This is a genomic window from Asticcacaulis sp. P2_C5 (assembly GCF_056404555.1).
Genome location: NZ_JBFUDU010000006.1, coordinates 225,746 through 240,196, shown reverse-complemented (window position 1 = coordinate 240,196; position 14,451 = coordinate 225,746). Strand labels below are relative to the sequence as shown.

Here is a 14,451-nt window from a genome sequence, read left to right as displayed (position 1 = left end):
GGGCCTAAATGAAGGTGGGAGCCTTCGTCATGGGACCGGGCAGGAGTAGTTAAGCATGCTGTGGTTGGCGGGGATTATTGCGGCCTTCCTGGGCCTGGCCTATGTTGGGCGCCAGGTCCGGCTGGGTAAATGGACGTCGCAGCCCTGGTTCCAGCAGTTTCGCGCCGTACGCGGCGTTATCAGCCTGCTGTTCCTGATGGCGGGCGTCTTGCTGATGGCCTTTCGCATGTACCCGCTTGGCATAGCAGCCCTGATCGCTTCTGCGGTGACCGGCGGGACGGTGCGTATCACCGGCAGTTTCCAGCGGCGCCAGGGTGCGCAGCCGGTGGCGGCCTACAGCCAGGAAGAGATCAAGGCCTATCAGACCCTCGGGCTCAGCATTGGCGCCGGACGCAAACAGGTGGTCCAGGCCTGGAAGGACCTGATGAAAACGTCTCACCCGGATCAGGGCGGTTCGTTGGACCGCGCCAAGGCGATCAACGCCGCCCGTGACTTGCTGTTGAAGCGTAAATCCTAGACCTATCCGGTTCTGGGCAGGTCTCGGATCTCGACTGTGCCGCCGGCCTCATAAACCGGATTGCCGTCCATCATCCGCTGTGCCGCGTCGATATCCTCGGCTTCGATACGGATAAAGCCCGTCACCTGAGCAGAGATATCTGGTACAGGCCCCGATCGACGCACGCACGTCCCAGCGCCGATCGCACTGCCGCCCATGAATCTGCCGGTAGCGGCCAGTTTGGCGATATAGGATGTCCAGCTCATTTCATCGACCGGCGATGTCGTGTCGGCATGCATCAAGACAATATAGGACGGCATGATTGACCTCCGGCGGTGCGCCATTAAACCTGGGCCATAAGCTTTCGCAAGGCGGTAAATGCCTGAACGAGGTATTTGAATGATCATTCAAATCGCGCTTGACAGGTTCTTGATTGAACGCTTAATCAAGTGAAGGAGTTTTGCGTATGAAACCGGAAATCGACACCCGGACACGGATTGTAAGGGCCGCCATGGATCTGTTCTGGAGCAAGGGGTACAACTCGACCTCTATCGCCGACATCTTAAGCCGTACCCAGTTGAACAGCGGCAGCCTGTACCACGCCTTTCCGGGAAAGCAGGACGTGCTGATCGCCGTCCTGGAGGCCTATCGCGACGGGCTGTACCCCATGCTGATCGATCCGGCCTGGGAAGGCGTTGAAGATCCGATCGAACGCATCTTTGCCCTGTTGAACCGCTACCGCTGGCATATCGTCGAGACCGACTGCACCTATGGCTGCCCGATCGGCAGCCTGGCTCTTGAACTGCACGAAGCCGATCCGGTGGTGCGCGATCTGCTGGCCGTCAATTTCACGGGTTGGACCCAGGCAATCGAGGGCTGTCTTGAGGCGGCGCGCGATCGTTTGCCGCCCGCACTCGACCGCGCCGCCCTGGCGCAATTTGTCCTGACGACCATGGAAGGCGGCGTAATGCAGGCCCGCACCCACCTTGATGTCGGCTATTTCGATCGCGGCGTCGCCATGCTGCGCGACCATTTCGACATGCTGATGGCCAAGGCTGAAAAGGTTGGGGCCGAACTGACTCGCGCTCAACGCCAGGAGACTATTTAAAGGGAGCTGAAGACATGCCTGAGATCAATCTGTTTGCCGTTGTGGCTGCGGCCATTTCCGCCTTCGTGCTGGGCGGGCTGTGGTATTCGCCTTTCCTGTTCGGCAAGGCGTGGCAGCGTGAGGCCGGCGTTACGGACGAGATGATGAAGAACGGCAAGCCGGCCGTCATTTTCGGCGGGGCGTTCGTCCTGACCCTGATCGCGTCGTTTGTTTTTGCCATGTTTCTGGGACCAAAGCCTGGCCTGGGTTTTGCGGTCGGGGCAGGGGCAGCGGCCGGCATCTGCTGGGTCGCCGCCGCCTTCGGCATCAACTACCTGTTTGAACGACGCAGCTTGACCCTGTTCGCCATCAATGGCGGCTATAATGCGCTGCTGTTTACTGTCATCGGCCTGATCCTCGGCCTGTGGCATTGATATAAAAAAAGGCCGCCATTGCGGGTGCAATGGCGGCCTTTTTTGAACAGTTGGCGTCCGCCTACGAGTCGCCCTTGATGACCATGCAGTCGAGGCGTTTGGCGGAAATGGCCGTGCACGCCTTCTGTGCCTGTTCCTTGGTCAGGGAGGCAAAGCGCGTACGGTACCAGCCGGCATCCGACTGTGTGATCTGCGATGTCGCCTCGGCCAGGGCCGTGCTGAAGCGCTTCTTCATATTGGATACCCAGTCATTCGCCAGGGACTTGTCCTTGAAGGCGCCCACCTGGACGGCCCATATGGCGTCGGGGTTCTTTTTCTTCTTGGCAGGCGTCGCCGCGGCAACGGCCTTGGTGACGCGCGACGCCTTTGACGGGTCGGGCTTGGCTACGGGCTTGACTGCGGCCAGGACCGGCTTGGCGGTTTCAGGCTTTTGAGCCTCCTGCCTCTGGGTAAGCGTGCGGACGACGTCCGGGGCCGTGACCGTGGCGCTGGCGCGCTGAACATTGGTGTCGGTGGCGTTGGCTTGTTCGCTGGAGGCCAGGGTGTCGCGCAGTTCGGAGTCGCTGAATGCCGCGTCTTCGTCGTCCTGGTCGTTATTGGCCAGTATGGTATAGGGCGCCGGCTGGGCATTGCGCGTATACATAGCGCGTGTGAATTCGGTCTGGGCGACGGCGATGGCTTCACCATGGTCGCGGCGGCCGATGACGTCGAAGCCGGTGTTCATCAGCATGGTCACGTGTTCGCGGCGCTGGTTCTTGTTGCTGCCGCCCAGCATGACCGCGATCAGGCGGTGGCCGTCCTTCACCTGTGACGCGACCAGATTGTAGCCGGCGGCGTTGGTGTAGCCGGTCTTCATGCCGTCGATGCCGGGCATGTCGCGCAACGGGTTGTGGTTATAATAGGTGCGGGTGCGGTAGGTCTGGCTCGGCAGGTTGAAATAGGCATAGTATTGCGGATAGTCGCGCATGACCGCACGGGCCAGGATGGCGAGATCGCGCGCCGATGACAGCTGGCGCGGGTCGGGCAGGCCCGAGGCATTGACGAAGCGGGTATTGGTCATGCCCAGCTCCTGGGCGCGGATGGTCATCAGCGCGGCAAAGCGTTCTTCCGAACCGCCGATCTTTTCCGCCAGGGCAACAGCCAGGTCGTTGGCCGAATACAGCGCCACCAGGCGCATGGCCGTATCGACGTCGATAGTTTCGCCGGGCTTGAGATAGACCTTGACCGGCGCCTGGGACGACGAATGCTGGGTCATGACGATCAGGTCGTCGGGCTTCAATGTGCCCTGGGCCAGGGCGTCGAACGCCATGTAAAGGGTCATGATCTTGGTCAGGGAGGCGGGATAGCGCGCCGAGTCGGCCTTGGCGGCATAAAACACTTCGCCGGTTACCGCATCGACCACGATCGCAGAGTAACGCGCATTGTCGCTTAGATCCTGAGCGTGGGCCTTGAGCGGGTTCAGCAGGGCCATGACGCCCAGCAAGACCAGCAGGAACCCCTTCATCAGGTGTCCGGCATTTCCCCCCGAGCCCCAGCGTGGCATCGTAATCGACTTAGCCTGGCCAGTTGTACGCATCAATGCTTTCCTCAACTCATTTACAAACGCGCTTGCGTCCGACTGTAAGAAATCAATGTTGTCTTAAGATCAGTACGCAAGGGCAGCATAACCCGGAAGCTATAGTCTGTCGCGGCGTTTCCTTAACCCGAAGTTAAAGACACTGAATTGTGACATGACAGTCATGCCCTTGCCGCATTCCACGACCACACCAAACAACCACAGCATAAGGTCCTGCGCCCAAAATCTCCCATCTGAGGGGAATTGGCACATCACTTTTGCGTTAAGGTTTTGTGCGGTGCACAATAAAACTTGACTCCATGCTGCGGTTGCGTTAAATATGATCTCAAGCCGGGCAGAAGTCCGGCAGGAAAACCTAAGGTACGCAGTCGCTTTTGCGTCGGGTGTGCCACCACACATCACTCATTAGGAGTATTACACATGGATACCGGTGCAGAAACCATCAAGGCGACCGTAGAAAAATTGGCTTTCTCGGGCAATCAGGCGTTCAAGGACTCGGTCGAAAAGACCCTGGGCGCCCTGAGCGAAGTCAACAGCCTGTCGAAGGGCAATGTTGAAGCTGTCGTCGAATCCCTGACCGCCGCCACCAAGGGCGCGGAAACGGTCGGCGCGCAAGCCATGGCCTTCTCCAAGAAGAACTGGGACGACGCGGTCACCGCCGCCAAGACCCTGTCGGGCGCCAAGAGCATCCAGGAAGTCATCGAGCTGCAATCGCAGTACGCCAAGTCGTCGATGGAAGCCTATGTGTCGGAAATGAACCAGCTGACCGAAACCCTGTCGGCTTCCTTCAAGGACACCTTCAAGCCGATCAACGCGCGCATGACTGCCGCCGTCGAGAAGTTCCAAAGCTACAAGTAAGCTTTTACGAGCCCGTCTCGGGCGACAAGCATATCGAAAGCTCCGGATCGCAGGATCCGGAGCTTTTTTGTGGGTGAAGCTGTGTCGGGCTAAACTCGGCCCGCGGGTGCGTCGTGCTGTCCACCGGACCCAAGGTTTTGAGTCGGCAACTGCCGATTGTCCTTTTGCCGCCTTTCGATTCGATATAAAGCTTGCCGTGTCGACCGCAAAGCGGCCGGCTGGCCGAGCCGCGTGACAGACACGCCGGACTTGCCGTGTTGCTTGCGTATAACCGAGCCGATTGAACGTCATCAGGTGTCGTTAAGTAATGGATTCTGCAAACCCAGAGGATCTGACGCAGAGCGGTTCGTTGTTGCAGATCGTGCTGCAGACGGTGTTGGACGGATTGATCGTCATCGACAGCAAGGGCTGTGTGCAAAGCTTCAACACGGCGGCGGAGAAGATTTTCGGTTACACGCCCGAAGAAGTCGTTGGCCACAACGTCCGGATGCTGATGCCGGCGCCGTATCAGGCCGAACATGACGGCTATCTCAGCCACTTCCTGGCGACCGGCGAGAAGAAGGTGATCGGCATCGGCCGCGAAGTCGCCGCCCGCCGCAAGGACGGCAGCGTCTTCCCGATGGAACTGGGCGTCAACGAGATGCATGTGGGCGAGATTCGCCTGTTTGTCGGGACCATTCGCGATATCACCGAGCGCAAGGAGGCCGAGCGTCAGCTCAAGGAGGAGGCCGGCCGGATGCAGGCGGTGATGAACACCGTGCTGGACGGACTGATCACTATTGACGAGCACGGCATGGTCCAGACCTTCAACCCGGCCGCTGTCCGCATCTTCGGCTACACGCCGGACGAGGTCATCGGCCGCAATGTCAAGATGCTGATGCCGGAGCCATATCATTCCGGGCATGACGGTTACCTCAAAAACTACTTTGCCAGTGGCGACGCCAAGGTCATCGGCATTGGCCGGGAGGTCTCCGGCCGACGCAAGGACGGCAGCGTCTTCCCCATGGAACTTGGCGTCAACGAGATGCAGTTGGACCGCGCACGCGTCTTCGTCGGCACGGTGCGCGACATCACCGAACGCAAGCGCGCCGAGGACAATCTGCGTTCCGAGGCGTCGCGGCTGCAAGCGGTGATGAACACCGTGCTCGACGGCCTGGTCACCATCGACCAACTGGGCACCATCCGCAGCTTCAATCCCTCTTCGGTGCGCATCTTCGGCTATCAGCCCGAAGAGGTGGTGGGTCACAATGTCCGGATGCTGATGCCCGAGCCCTACCATTCGGAGCACGACGGCTATCTGCGGCACTACATGACGACCGGGGAGAAGAAGGTGATCGGAATCGGTCGCGAAGTGGCCGCCAGGCGCAAGGACGGCAGCGTCTTTCCGATGGAACTGGGGATCAACGAAATGTGGCTGGATGGCGAGCGGATGTTTGTCGGCACCATCCGCGACATATCCGAACGCAAGGATGCCGAGGCTGCCATTCATGACTATGTCGAGCGGCTCAAGCGCAGCAACCAGGAACTCGACGATTTCGCCTATATCGCCTCACACGACCTGAAGGAGCCGATCCGCGGGCTGAGCAACAACGCCGTGTTCTTGCAGGAAGACTATGCCGACCTGGTCGATGAGAGCGGCCAGCGGCGGTTGAATCGTATGGTCTATCTGTGCCGGCGCATGGAGGCCCTGGTCGACGATCTGCTGTATTTTTCGCGGCTCGGCCGCCAGGAATTGGCGGTGCAACCGGCGAATCTGAACGCGGTGATCCGCGATATCGAGCTGATGATGGAGGTTACGCTTCTGGAAGAGAATGCGGAAATCGTCCTGCCCGAGCCGCTGCCGGTCATCACCTGCGACGTTCCGCGCGTGACCGAAGTTTTCCGCAACCTGATCACCAACGCCGTAAAGTACAACAAAAGCCCGCGCAAACGCGTCGAGATCGGTATGTCCGCGCTCCAGCCCACCCCGACCTTCTATGTCCGTGACAACGGCATCGGCATCGAACCGCGCTTTTTCAACGACATCTTCCGTATTTTCAAGCGATTGAACGAAGAGGATGACGCGGTCAAGGGGACGGGGGTGGGGCTCACCTTCGTCAAGAAGATCGTCGAACGGCATGGCGGCCGGATCTGGCTCGACTCACGGCCGGGAGAGGGCACGACCTTTTATTTCACACTCCAGGCGACGGAGGGATCATGAATATGCAGACCCTGCCCAATATCCTGCTCGTCGAAGACAATGAAGATGACTACGAAGCGACGGTCCGAAGCTTCCGAAAGAACCACGTCCTGAATCCGGTGCATTGGTGCCGCAGCGGCGGCGATGCCCTGGACTATCTGCATGGTCGTGGCCGGTACGCCGAAGCGGGCACCGCCGTCAGGCCCGACCTCATCCTGCTGGATCTCAACATGCCGGGAGTCGACGGGCGTCAGGTGCTGACGCATGTCAAGGACGACGCCGCGCTCAGATCGATACCGGTGGTCGTCCTCACCACCTCCGCCGACTCCAAGGATGTCGATCAGTGCTATGCCATCGGCGCCAGCACCTATATCCAGAAGCCGGTCAGTTTCGAGGGGCTGACGGAGGCCATCCGAACCATGAAGGACTATTGGTTCGGCGTGGCGATCCTGCCCAACCGAGAAAAACCCCGAGGCTGATGCTTTCCATGGAAATGTCGACCCAGACACAGTCCGTCGCGGAGTCTCCGATCGTCCTTCTTGTCGATGACAGTCCGGAGGATCGCGAACACTATGTACGCGCGCTGAAGAAGATCGACGATGTGCAATACCGTTACCTCGAGGCGGCGGGCGGCGACTCGATGATGGAATACCTCGCCATGTCGCGACCGGATTGCGTCCTGCTCGACTATTCGCTGCCGGGACGCAACGGCCTCGACCTGCTGCGCCAGATGGTCCCGGAATATCCGTTTCTGCCGATCGTGATGATGACCGGGCAGGGGAATGAAAATATCGCCGTGCAATCCATCAAGCTGGGTGCGCAACATTATCTGGTCAAGTCGCAGGTCACGCCCGACCTGCTGCATGAGACCATCGGGGCGGCGATCAAGCATTGTGCCCTGAAACGCGACCACGACATGCTGATCCAGAAATTGACTGCCACCAATACCGAACTGGAACGGTTTGCCTATGTGGCGTCGCACGACCTGCAGGAGCCGATCCGCATGGTCGTCAGTTTCAGCCGCATCCTGTCCGAGGAATATAGTCAGTGCCTTGATGAGGTCGGCCGCGAGTATCTCAGCTTCGTCCATGATTCCAGCCTGCGCATGCATGACATGGTGGCGGACCTGCTGACCTATTCGCGCACCGGTGGCAGCCGCCAGCACATCCTGTTCGAAGGGGCGGCCGCACTCAGGACGGCATTGGACAATCTGCGCGAACTGACCAGGGAGAGGGCTGTCGAGATCAGCTCCGATGAACTGCCCCAGCTGTACGGCAACCCGGTGCAGTTGATCCGGCTGCTGCAAAATCTGATCACCAACGCCATCAAGTATCAGCCGGCGGACAATATTCCCCGCATTCACGTCGGCGTGGTCGACCAGTGCGACGCCTGGTGCATCGCCGTCAGCGACAACGGACTGGGCATCAATGCCCGATTCCTCGAACAGATCTTTCAGCCATTTCGCAGGTTGCACGTCTGGGAAAACATCCAGGGCACCGGACTGGGCCTGGCGATCTGCAAAAAGATCGCCAACAGTCACGGTGGCGATATCCGGGTGACGTCGCGCGAAGGCGAGGGCAGCACGTTCTACGTCACCCTGGCCAAGCCACCGTTGAACGACGACGTGGCCTGACGAAGCGGGCAGGCGCTGCCAATCACTTACCTATTGCTTTTTTGCGGAGGCCTGCGGCCCAGTGTTCGCCGTATACGACTGTGTGCGGCTGAATTGGGCGTAGCGGTCGGGCCACAGAACTGTCGCTTTTCGACATCAGTAAGAATCTGTGATCGTTTCATGTGTGCGTTTATGCATTTCTCCACTTAACAGCGCTTCAGTTTGGACTATCTTGTTATTTCGCAGCGGCAACCTATCTGATTTGTGTCGCGGCACAAGCCTTGCATCCCTTGTGGATAAGGGCTGAGACGTGGAACGAGGATGAGGTCGAATTTGTTACGACGGGAATTTATTGTGGGTGCGCCATCGATAATGGCAGCGGAAAAAGGCAGCGGCACGCGGCCGAACGGTTCGCCGCTGGCCGTTGTCGACACCAAGCCGAAACCTCAGAAGCCGTCGCTGTATCGCGTACTCATTCTGAATGACGACTACACGCCGATGGAATTCGTCGTCTACGTGCTGGAGCGGTTTTTCAACAAGTCGCGCGAGGACGCGACGCGGATCATGTTGCACGTCCACCAAACCGGTGTGGGGGTGTGCGGCGTATATACTTACGAAGTGGCGGAAACCAAGGTGGCGCAGGTCGTGGATATGGCCCGCCGGCATCAGCACCCGCTGCAATGCACTATGGAGAAGGACTGACGGTTCAAGGTGCTGATGCCGGCAAAATGTAACAAGGCGGCATCAGCACCCGCTGCAGTGTACGATGGAGAAGGACTAATTTCCTTCTTGTACGAGGTTAGTCGATAAAAAATTTAACAAAATTAGCAGGGTACGGAAAAAGAAACAGGGGCAGGCAAAGCGGTTCATCGTGGGTTAAGCAGCGTTTGTTAAGGTCGCATATACCTTAAGTTAGCAGTTTTACCCTAGATTTTAGGTAGCGTAGGTAAGTTTAGGTTTCAGGAGGATGTCATGCCGTCTTTTTCAAGCGCTTTAGAGGAAACCCTGCACCGTGCGGTCGGGCATGCCAATGCGCACCATCACGAATACGCGACGCTGGAGCATCTTCTGCTGGCCCTGATCGACGATGTCGATGCGGCCGCCGTGATGAGCGCGTGTAATGTCGATCTGGCCCGCCTGCGCACCGCGCTGGACGCCTATATCGAAACCGATCTCAAATCCCTTGTCGAGCCGCAATCGGAAGAAGCCAAGCCGACGGCCGGTTTCCAGCGCGTCATCCAGCGCGCCGTGATCCACGTCCAGAGCTCGGGCCGCGACGAAGTGACGGGCGCCAATGTCCTGGTCGCCATCTTCTCCGAGCGCGAATCCCACGCAGCCTTCTTCCTGCAGGAACAAGAGATGACGCGCTATGACGCGGTCAACTATATCGCCCACGGTATCGCCAAGAAGCCGGGCGCCTCGGAACAGCGCAGCGTGCGCGGCGCTACCGAAGACAATGGCTCGACCAATGACGAAAAGGCCAAGGGTGGCAGCGGTTCGACCGATGCCCTGACCGCCTATTGCGTCGACCTCAATGAAAAGTCACGCCATGGCAAGGTCGACCCGCTGATCGGGCGTTCGGCCGAGGTCGAGCGCTGCATCCAGATCCTGTGCCGCCGTACCAAGAACAATCCTCTGCTGGTCGGTGACCCCGGCGTCGGCAAGACCGCCATCGCCGAAGGCCTGGCCAAGAAGATTGTCGATGGTGAAGTGCCGGAAGTTCTGGCCGGCGCCACCATCTATTCGCTCGACATGGGCACGCTGCTGGCCGGTACGCGCTATCGCGGCGACTTCGAAGAGCGTGTCAAGCAGGTCGTCAAGGAACTGGAAGCGCACCCCAATGCGGTCCTGTTCATCGACGAAATCCATACGGTTATCGGCGCCGGCGCTACCTCGGGTGGGGCCATGGACGCCTCCAACCTGCTGAAGCCCGCCCTGGCCGCCGGTTCGCTGCGCTGCATGGGTTCGACCACCTACAAGGAATATCGTCAGCACTTCGAAAAGGACCGCGCCCTGGTCCGCCGCTTCCAGAAGATCGATGTCAATGAGCCGACGCTCGACGACACCATCCGCATCCTGAAGGGGCTGAAGCCGTATTACGAGACCTTCCACCACCTGAAATACACCGATGCGGCCATCAAGGCGGCGGTCGAGCTGTCGGCGCGCTATATCACCGACCGCAAGCTGCCCGACAAGGCGATCGATGTGATCGACGAAGCCGGCGCCTTGCAGATGGTTCTGCCTGAGCACAAGCGCCGCAAGGTCATCGGGCCCAAGGAGATCGAGTATGTTATCTCCAAGATCGCCCGCGTCCCGTCCAAGTCGGTGTCGCGCGACGATACCCAGGCGCTGCGCGACCTGCGTCAGGACCTGAACCGCGTTGTCTTCGGTCAGGACGAAGCCATCGAGCAACTGTCCTCGGCCATGAAGATGGCCCGGGCCGGCCTGCGCGATCCGCAGAAGCCGATCGGCTGCTACCTGTTCTCCGGCCCGACCGGCGTCGGCAAGACCGAAGTCGCCAAGCAATTGGCCGCGACCATGGGTATCGACCTGCTGCGCTTCGACATGTCAGAATATATGGAACGCCATACGGTCTCCCGTCTGATCGGCGCCCCTCCGGGCTATGTCGGACACGACCAGGGCGGGCTGCTGACCGACGCCGTCGACCAGCAACCGCATGCGGTGGTCCTGCTCGACGAAATCGAAAAGGCGCACAGCGACATCTACAACATCCTGCTGCAGGTCATGGACCATGGCCAGTTGACGGATGCGGTCGGCAAGAAGGTCGACTTCCGCAATGTCGTGCTGATCATGACCACCAATGCCGGCGCGTCGGATAACCAGAAGAACAGCATCGGCTTTGGCCGCGAGAAGGTGACGGGTGAAGACGAACAGGCGATCAAGCGCCTGTTTACGCCGGAATTCCGCAACCGCCTCGACGCTATCGTCACCTTCCGCCAACTCAAGCAGGAAGTGATCAGCCAGGTCGTCCAGAAGTTCATCCTGCAGCTCGAAATGCAGCTCGCCGATCGTCACATCTCGATCGAGCTGACCGACGAAGCCGCCAAATGGCTGGCCGAAAACGGCTACGACGAACTGTATGGCGCCCGTCCTCTGGCCCGCGTCATCCAGGAAAACATCAAGAAGCCGCTGGCCGACGAGATCCTGTTCGGCAAGCTGGTCCGCGGCGGCCATATCCTCGTCAAGCTGGCCGACGGCAAGATCGCCTTCGACATCACGCCCTCGCAGAGGGGGGCGGATAAGTCAGGCGCCAAGGCCGAAGCCGTCGACTAGGGGCAAGCCCCTAGGACCGTTACTCGACAGCGTTGATCTAAGGGATTGCCTGAAACACGATAAAGATAAACGCCCCGCGAAGCGATTCGCGGGGCGTCTTGCCTTTCAATCGTAACAGGAGCACCTACATAAAGGACCCGAAGTGAGGTCCGTCATGATTCCGTTTTCCATTCTCGACCTGTCGCAGATTTCCGAGGGCGGCACAGTATCCGACGCCCTTGCCAATTCGGCGCGCATGGCCAAGGCGGCTGAAGCCGCCGGCTATCTGCGTTACTGGCTGGCCGAGCACCATGGCATGCCGGCTATTGCCTCGGCAGCTACGGCGGTGGTCATCGCCCATGTCGGACAGGCGACCAAATCCATTCGTATCGGGTCAGGCGGAATCATGCTGCCCAACCACGCGCCATTGGTCATAGCCGAACAGTTCGGAACGCTTGAGGCGCTATTCCCCGGCCGCGTCGATCTGGGTATCGGGCGGGCGCCGGGAACCGACATGATGACGGCGAGGGCCCTGCGCCGGAACATGGACGCCGGCGTCGACAGCTTCCCCAATGATATTGTGGAGCTGCAAACTTTGTTTGGCGCACCCGAAGAGGGCCAAAGACTACTGGCCGTGCCTGGCATGAATGCCCATGTGCCGATCTGGCTTCTGGGCTCAAGCCTGTACAGCGCGCAACTGGCCGCGCAACTGGGGCTGCCCTATGCCTTCGCTTCGCACTTCGCGCCAGAACTGCTGTTCGAAGCGCTACATGTCTACCGCAGCCGATTCCAGCCCTCCGAACACCTGGCCAGGCCGCATACCATGGTCGGTGTCATGGGCGTGGCGGCGGATAGCGACGCTGAGGCTGAGTTTCTCTACACCTCAATGCAGCAGTCTTTCGCCAATCTGCGCCGCAACGTCCGTATGCCTTTCCCCAAGCCGAGCTACGATGCCGTGGCCGACCTGCGTCCGGAAGAGACGGCGATGATCGATCATATGCTGCGCTACGCGATGGTGGGATCGCCGGCCACGATTGAAAAGCGACTAGGGGCATTCTTGACCCAAACAGAGGCTGACGAACTGATCGTCTCCATGCCGATCCATGATATCGAGGCTCGGATCAAATCGCTGGATCTGTTTGCAAAACTGCGCACGCGGAGTTTGACGGCGGCCTAATTAAAACTTAGCGAGCTGTCGGGAAGTCTGAGGTCCTGCCACGCCGGATTTTGGGTTGTCAATTTACCGGCTTTAAACGCCGCCGTCTGGTCCTCGCTCAGCCATACGGACTTGGCGGTGGGTATCCAATGGCCGTTGGTCTGCCAGAACAGGTAGAGCCGGTTGCCGTTCAGAATCAGCAGTTCCGGTGTTCCGTCTGCACTCATGTCGATGACGGCTACGTAACAAGGGGTCTCCGTGCCGAACAGGCAGTCCGGTGTTTGATTAGCGTCGCGGGGATAGGCCTGAGCCAGGAAGTCGGCCGGCAGAGTCATGCCTGGCTGGACCATGATTATGCGGGTTGCATCAGGTTTGGCTGGGGCGGGCAGGGAGGCTTCGTCCGATATCCAACGCTCGTCGTCCTTGAGCGCCATGGCGGCAGCGGCGGCCTTGCGGATCGCCTCGCTCTTGCCGGATTTGGTCAGCCGGGCGAGGGCGTCCTTGCCATAGGTGCCTGTCTGGAAACGAAGGACCTTCCAGTCGAACCTGTCCGGAGCAACAGCGCCATCCTGGACGCGCGCTGCCTGCGACTCGGCGCTGAGACGCAATGGATCGGCCAGGGGCGTCAGTACAGCCAGGAAGATCGCGACCATGACAAAGGCGAGGGTGATATTGACGGTCTCTATCAGCTTTAGCCAGCGGCCCTTCGGCATGGCCGCAGCGATCGGATAGCCGACGGCATAGAGCAGGGCGATGGTGCAGCCGACGCCCGCCAGGACGCGCTCAGGCGTCAGGCCGTACTGATTAACGCGCAGATACAAACTGTAGGCAGCCAGGGCAGCGAAGACCGGTAGCAGGAAACAGGCGATACGGGCAGCCCATTTCAGGATGATGTGGACGTCGCGTTCCTCGTCGCCCTGTTGGTAGGTGGCGTTGATCAGCAGGACCAGGGCGACGCAACCGCCGAGCAGCGAGGCCGTAGCGGCCTTGGTTTTCCACAGGGGCTCAAGCCCGCTGAAGCACAAGGACACCGCAAAGATCAGGCCGATGACGGTGATGACCGGCAGCAGCCACGACAGCACACCCAATACCAGGGCACGGAAATTCTGCATCAACTTGGTCTGGACGTCGCCGAGATGGACGCTGGCCGCCAGCGCCAGTCCCGACGCGGGGAAGGCGAAATATTCGTTGGTGATCAGGTCCTTGAACCAGTGAAAGCCAATAAAACCAAGCAACAGGGCGCCCAGGCCCAATATGGCCCAGAACAGGCCCGTGAAGATGACGGCCAGGGCCAGTTGCACGCCGTGCTTCCACGCCTGATCGAAATAGAGCGTAAACGGGGCGACGGGCTTGCCGGCCTGGTCACCGGAACTGACCAGTTCGTGGGCGATGAATAGGAAGGGATAGATCAGGAAATACAGGTTGAAGAAGAACGGATTGTCGTCAAAGTCGAGCGCGTGGGCGATGCGGTTCCAGGCGATAAGCCCGATCAGGGTGAGGGCGACGATGCTCCATGCCGCCAGGCTGAAGCGACGCATGGCGCCGGCGCCGGCCCAGATAATGAAGGCGCCCAACAGCAATACCGAGGTGGCGATTTGAACCCATTGATCTGGGTGTTTCGGATAGTGCGGTGTCAGGGCCTTGACCAGCCAGCCGAGGGCCAGGCCGAAGGTGAGGCCGACCGCCAGTCGCACGATAAGGGCGTGTTTGGGTGGCAGTGTGGCATGGCTCATGGCGTAGTCCCCCGTTGTCGTTTTCACGAGGTTAGCACGGCAGCCAG

Annotated in this window: 13 protein-coding genes; 10 read left to right on the top strand and 3 right to left on the bottom strand. The window is 59.8% G+C overall.

Going from position 1 to position 14,451, the window contains the following annotated elements:
* The first annotated feature begins 55 nt into the window (after nt 1–55).
* Entirely contained in the window at nt 56–517 is a 462-nt protein-coding gene (locus AC1DXO_RS12745; RefSeq protein ID WP_476978530.1) for a J domain-containing protein, read from the top strand.
* A 2-nt stretch (nt 518–519) separates the two neighbouring features.
* Here the strand turns inward: AC1DXO_RS12745 and AC1DXO_RS12740 are convergent, their stop codons facing one another.
* Complete coding sequence (locus tag AC1DXO_RS12740) at nt 520–816, bottom strand: YciI family protein (RefSeq protein ID WP_476978529.1); 297 nt, start codon at nt 814–816, stop codon at nt 520–522.
* 146 nt (nt 817–962) lie between these two features.
* Here AC1DXO_RS12740 and AC1DXO_RS12735 point away from each other — a divergent pair, with 146 nt between their 5' ends.
* On the top strand, nt 963–1,604 hold the full coding sequence (locus AC1DXO_RS12735; protein WP_476978528.1) for a TetR/AcrR family transcriptional regulator: 642 nt from the start codon (nt 963–965) through the stop codon (nt 1,602–1,604).
* Nucleotides 1,605–1,618: 14 nt separating this feature from the next.
* Nucleotides 1,619–2,017 carry a DUF1761 domain-containing protein gene (locus AC1DXO_RS12730; RefSeq protein ID WP_476978527.1) on the top strand — a complete coding sequence of 133 codons (399 nt, stop codon included), beginning with the start codon at nt 1,619–1,621 and terminating at the stop codon, nt 2,015–2,017.
* A 61-nt stretch (nt 2,018–2,078) separates the two neighbouring features.
* Here the strand turns inward: AC1DXO_RS12730 and AC1DXO_RS12725 are convergent, their stop codons facing one another.
* Complete coding sequence (locus AC1DXO_RS12725; protein WP_476978526.1) at nt 2,079–3,593, bottom strand: SPOR domain-containing protein; 1,515 nt, start codon at nt 3,591–3,593, stop codon at nt 2,079–2,081.
* 420 nt (nt 3,594–4,013) lie between these two features.
* Here AC1DXO_RS12725 and AC1DXO_RS12720 point away from each other — a divergent pair, with 420 nt between their 5' ends.
* From AC1DXO_RS12720 to AC1DXO_RS12690, 7 genes are all read left to right on the top strand, one after another.
* Nucleotides 4,014–4,451, top strand: a complete 438-nt coding sequence (locus AC1DXO_RS12720; protein ID WP_476978525.1) for a phasin family protein — start codon at nt 4,014–4,016, stop codon at nt 4,449–4,451.
* Between the two features lie 307 nt (nt 4,452–4,758).
* Nucleotides 4,759–6,651: a PAS domain S-box protein gene (locus tag AC1DXO_RS12715; RefSeq protein WP_476978524.1), complete on the top strand. Its 1,893-nt coding sequence runs from the start codon at nt 4,759–4,761 to the stop codon at nt 6,649–6,651.
* Entirely contained in the window at nt 6,648–7,109 is a 462-nt protein-coding gene (locus AC1DXO_RS12710; protein ID WP_476978523.1) for a response regulator, read from the top strand. Before AC1DXO_RS12715 ends, AC1DXO_RS12710 begins: the two co-directional genes overlap by 4 nt.
* 8 nt (nt 7,110–7,117) lie before the next feature.
* The gene (locus AC1DXO_RS12705; protein WP_476978522.1) at nt 7,118–8,263 is read left to right on the top strand and encodes a sensor histidine kinase; all 1,146 of its coding nucleotides are present in this window, start codon (nt 7,118–7,120) and stop codon (nt 8,261–8,263) included.
* Nucleotides 8,264–8,614: 351 nt separating this feature from the next.
* Nucleotides 8,615–8,944, top strand: a complete 330-nt coding sequence (gene clpS / locus AC1DXO_RS12700; RefSeq protein ID WP_476978521.1) for an ATP-dependent Clp protease adapter ClpS — start codon at nt 8,615–8,617, stop codon at nt 8,942–8,944.
* 270 nt (nt 8,945–9,214) lie between these two features.
* Complete coding sequence (gene clpA / locus AC1DXO_RS12695; protein ID WP_476978520.1) at nt 9,215–11,536, top strand: ATP-dependent Clp protease ATP-binding subunit ClpA; 2,322 nt, start codon at nt 9,215–9,217, stop codon at nt 11,534–11,536.
* A gap of 154 nt (nt 11,537–11,690) precedes the next feature.
* Nucleotides 11,691–12,692 carry an LLM class flavin-dependent oxidoreductase gene (locus tag AC1DXO_RS12690; protein WP_476978519.1) on the top strand — a complete coding sequence of 334 codons (1,002 nt, stop codon included), beginning with the start codon at nt 11,691–11,693 and terminating at the stop codon, nt 12,690–12,692.
* Here AC1DXO_RS12690 and AC1DXO_RS12685 read toward each other — a convergent pair.
* Nucleotides 12,689–14,404 carry a DUF4153 domain-containing protein gene (locus AC1DXO_RS12685; RefSeq protein ID WP_476978518.1) on the bottom strand — a complete coding sequence of 572 codons (1,716 nt, stop codon included), beginning with the start codon at nt 14,402–14,404 and terminating at the stop codon, nt 12,689–12,691. The two genes, AC1DXO_RS12690 and AC1DXO_RS12685, sit on opposite strands and share 4 nt — an antisense overlap.
* Nucleotides 14,405–14,451 lie beyond the last annotated feature (47 nt).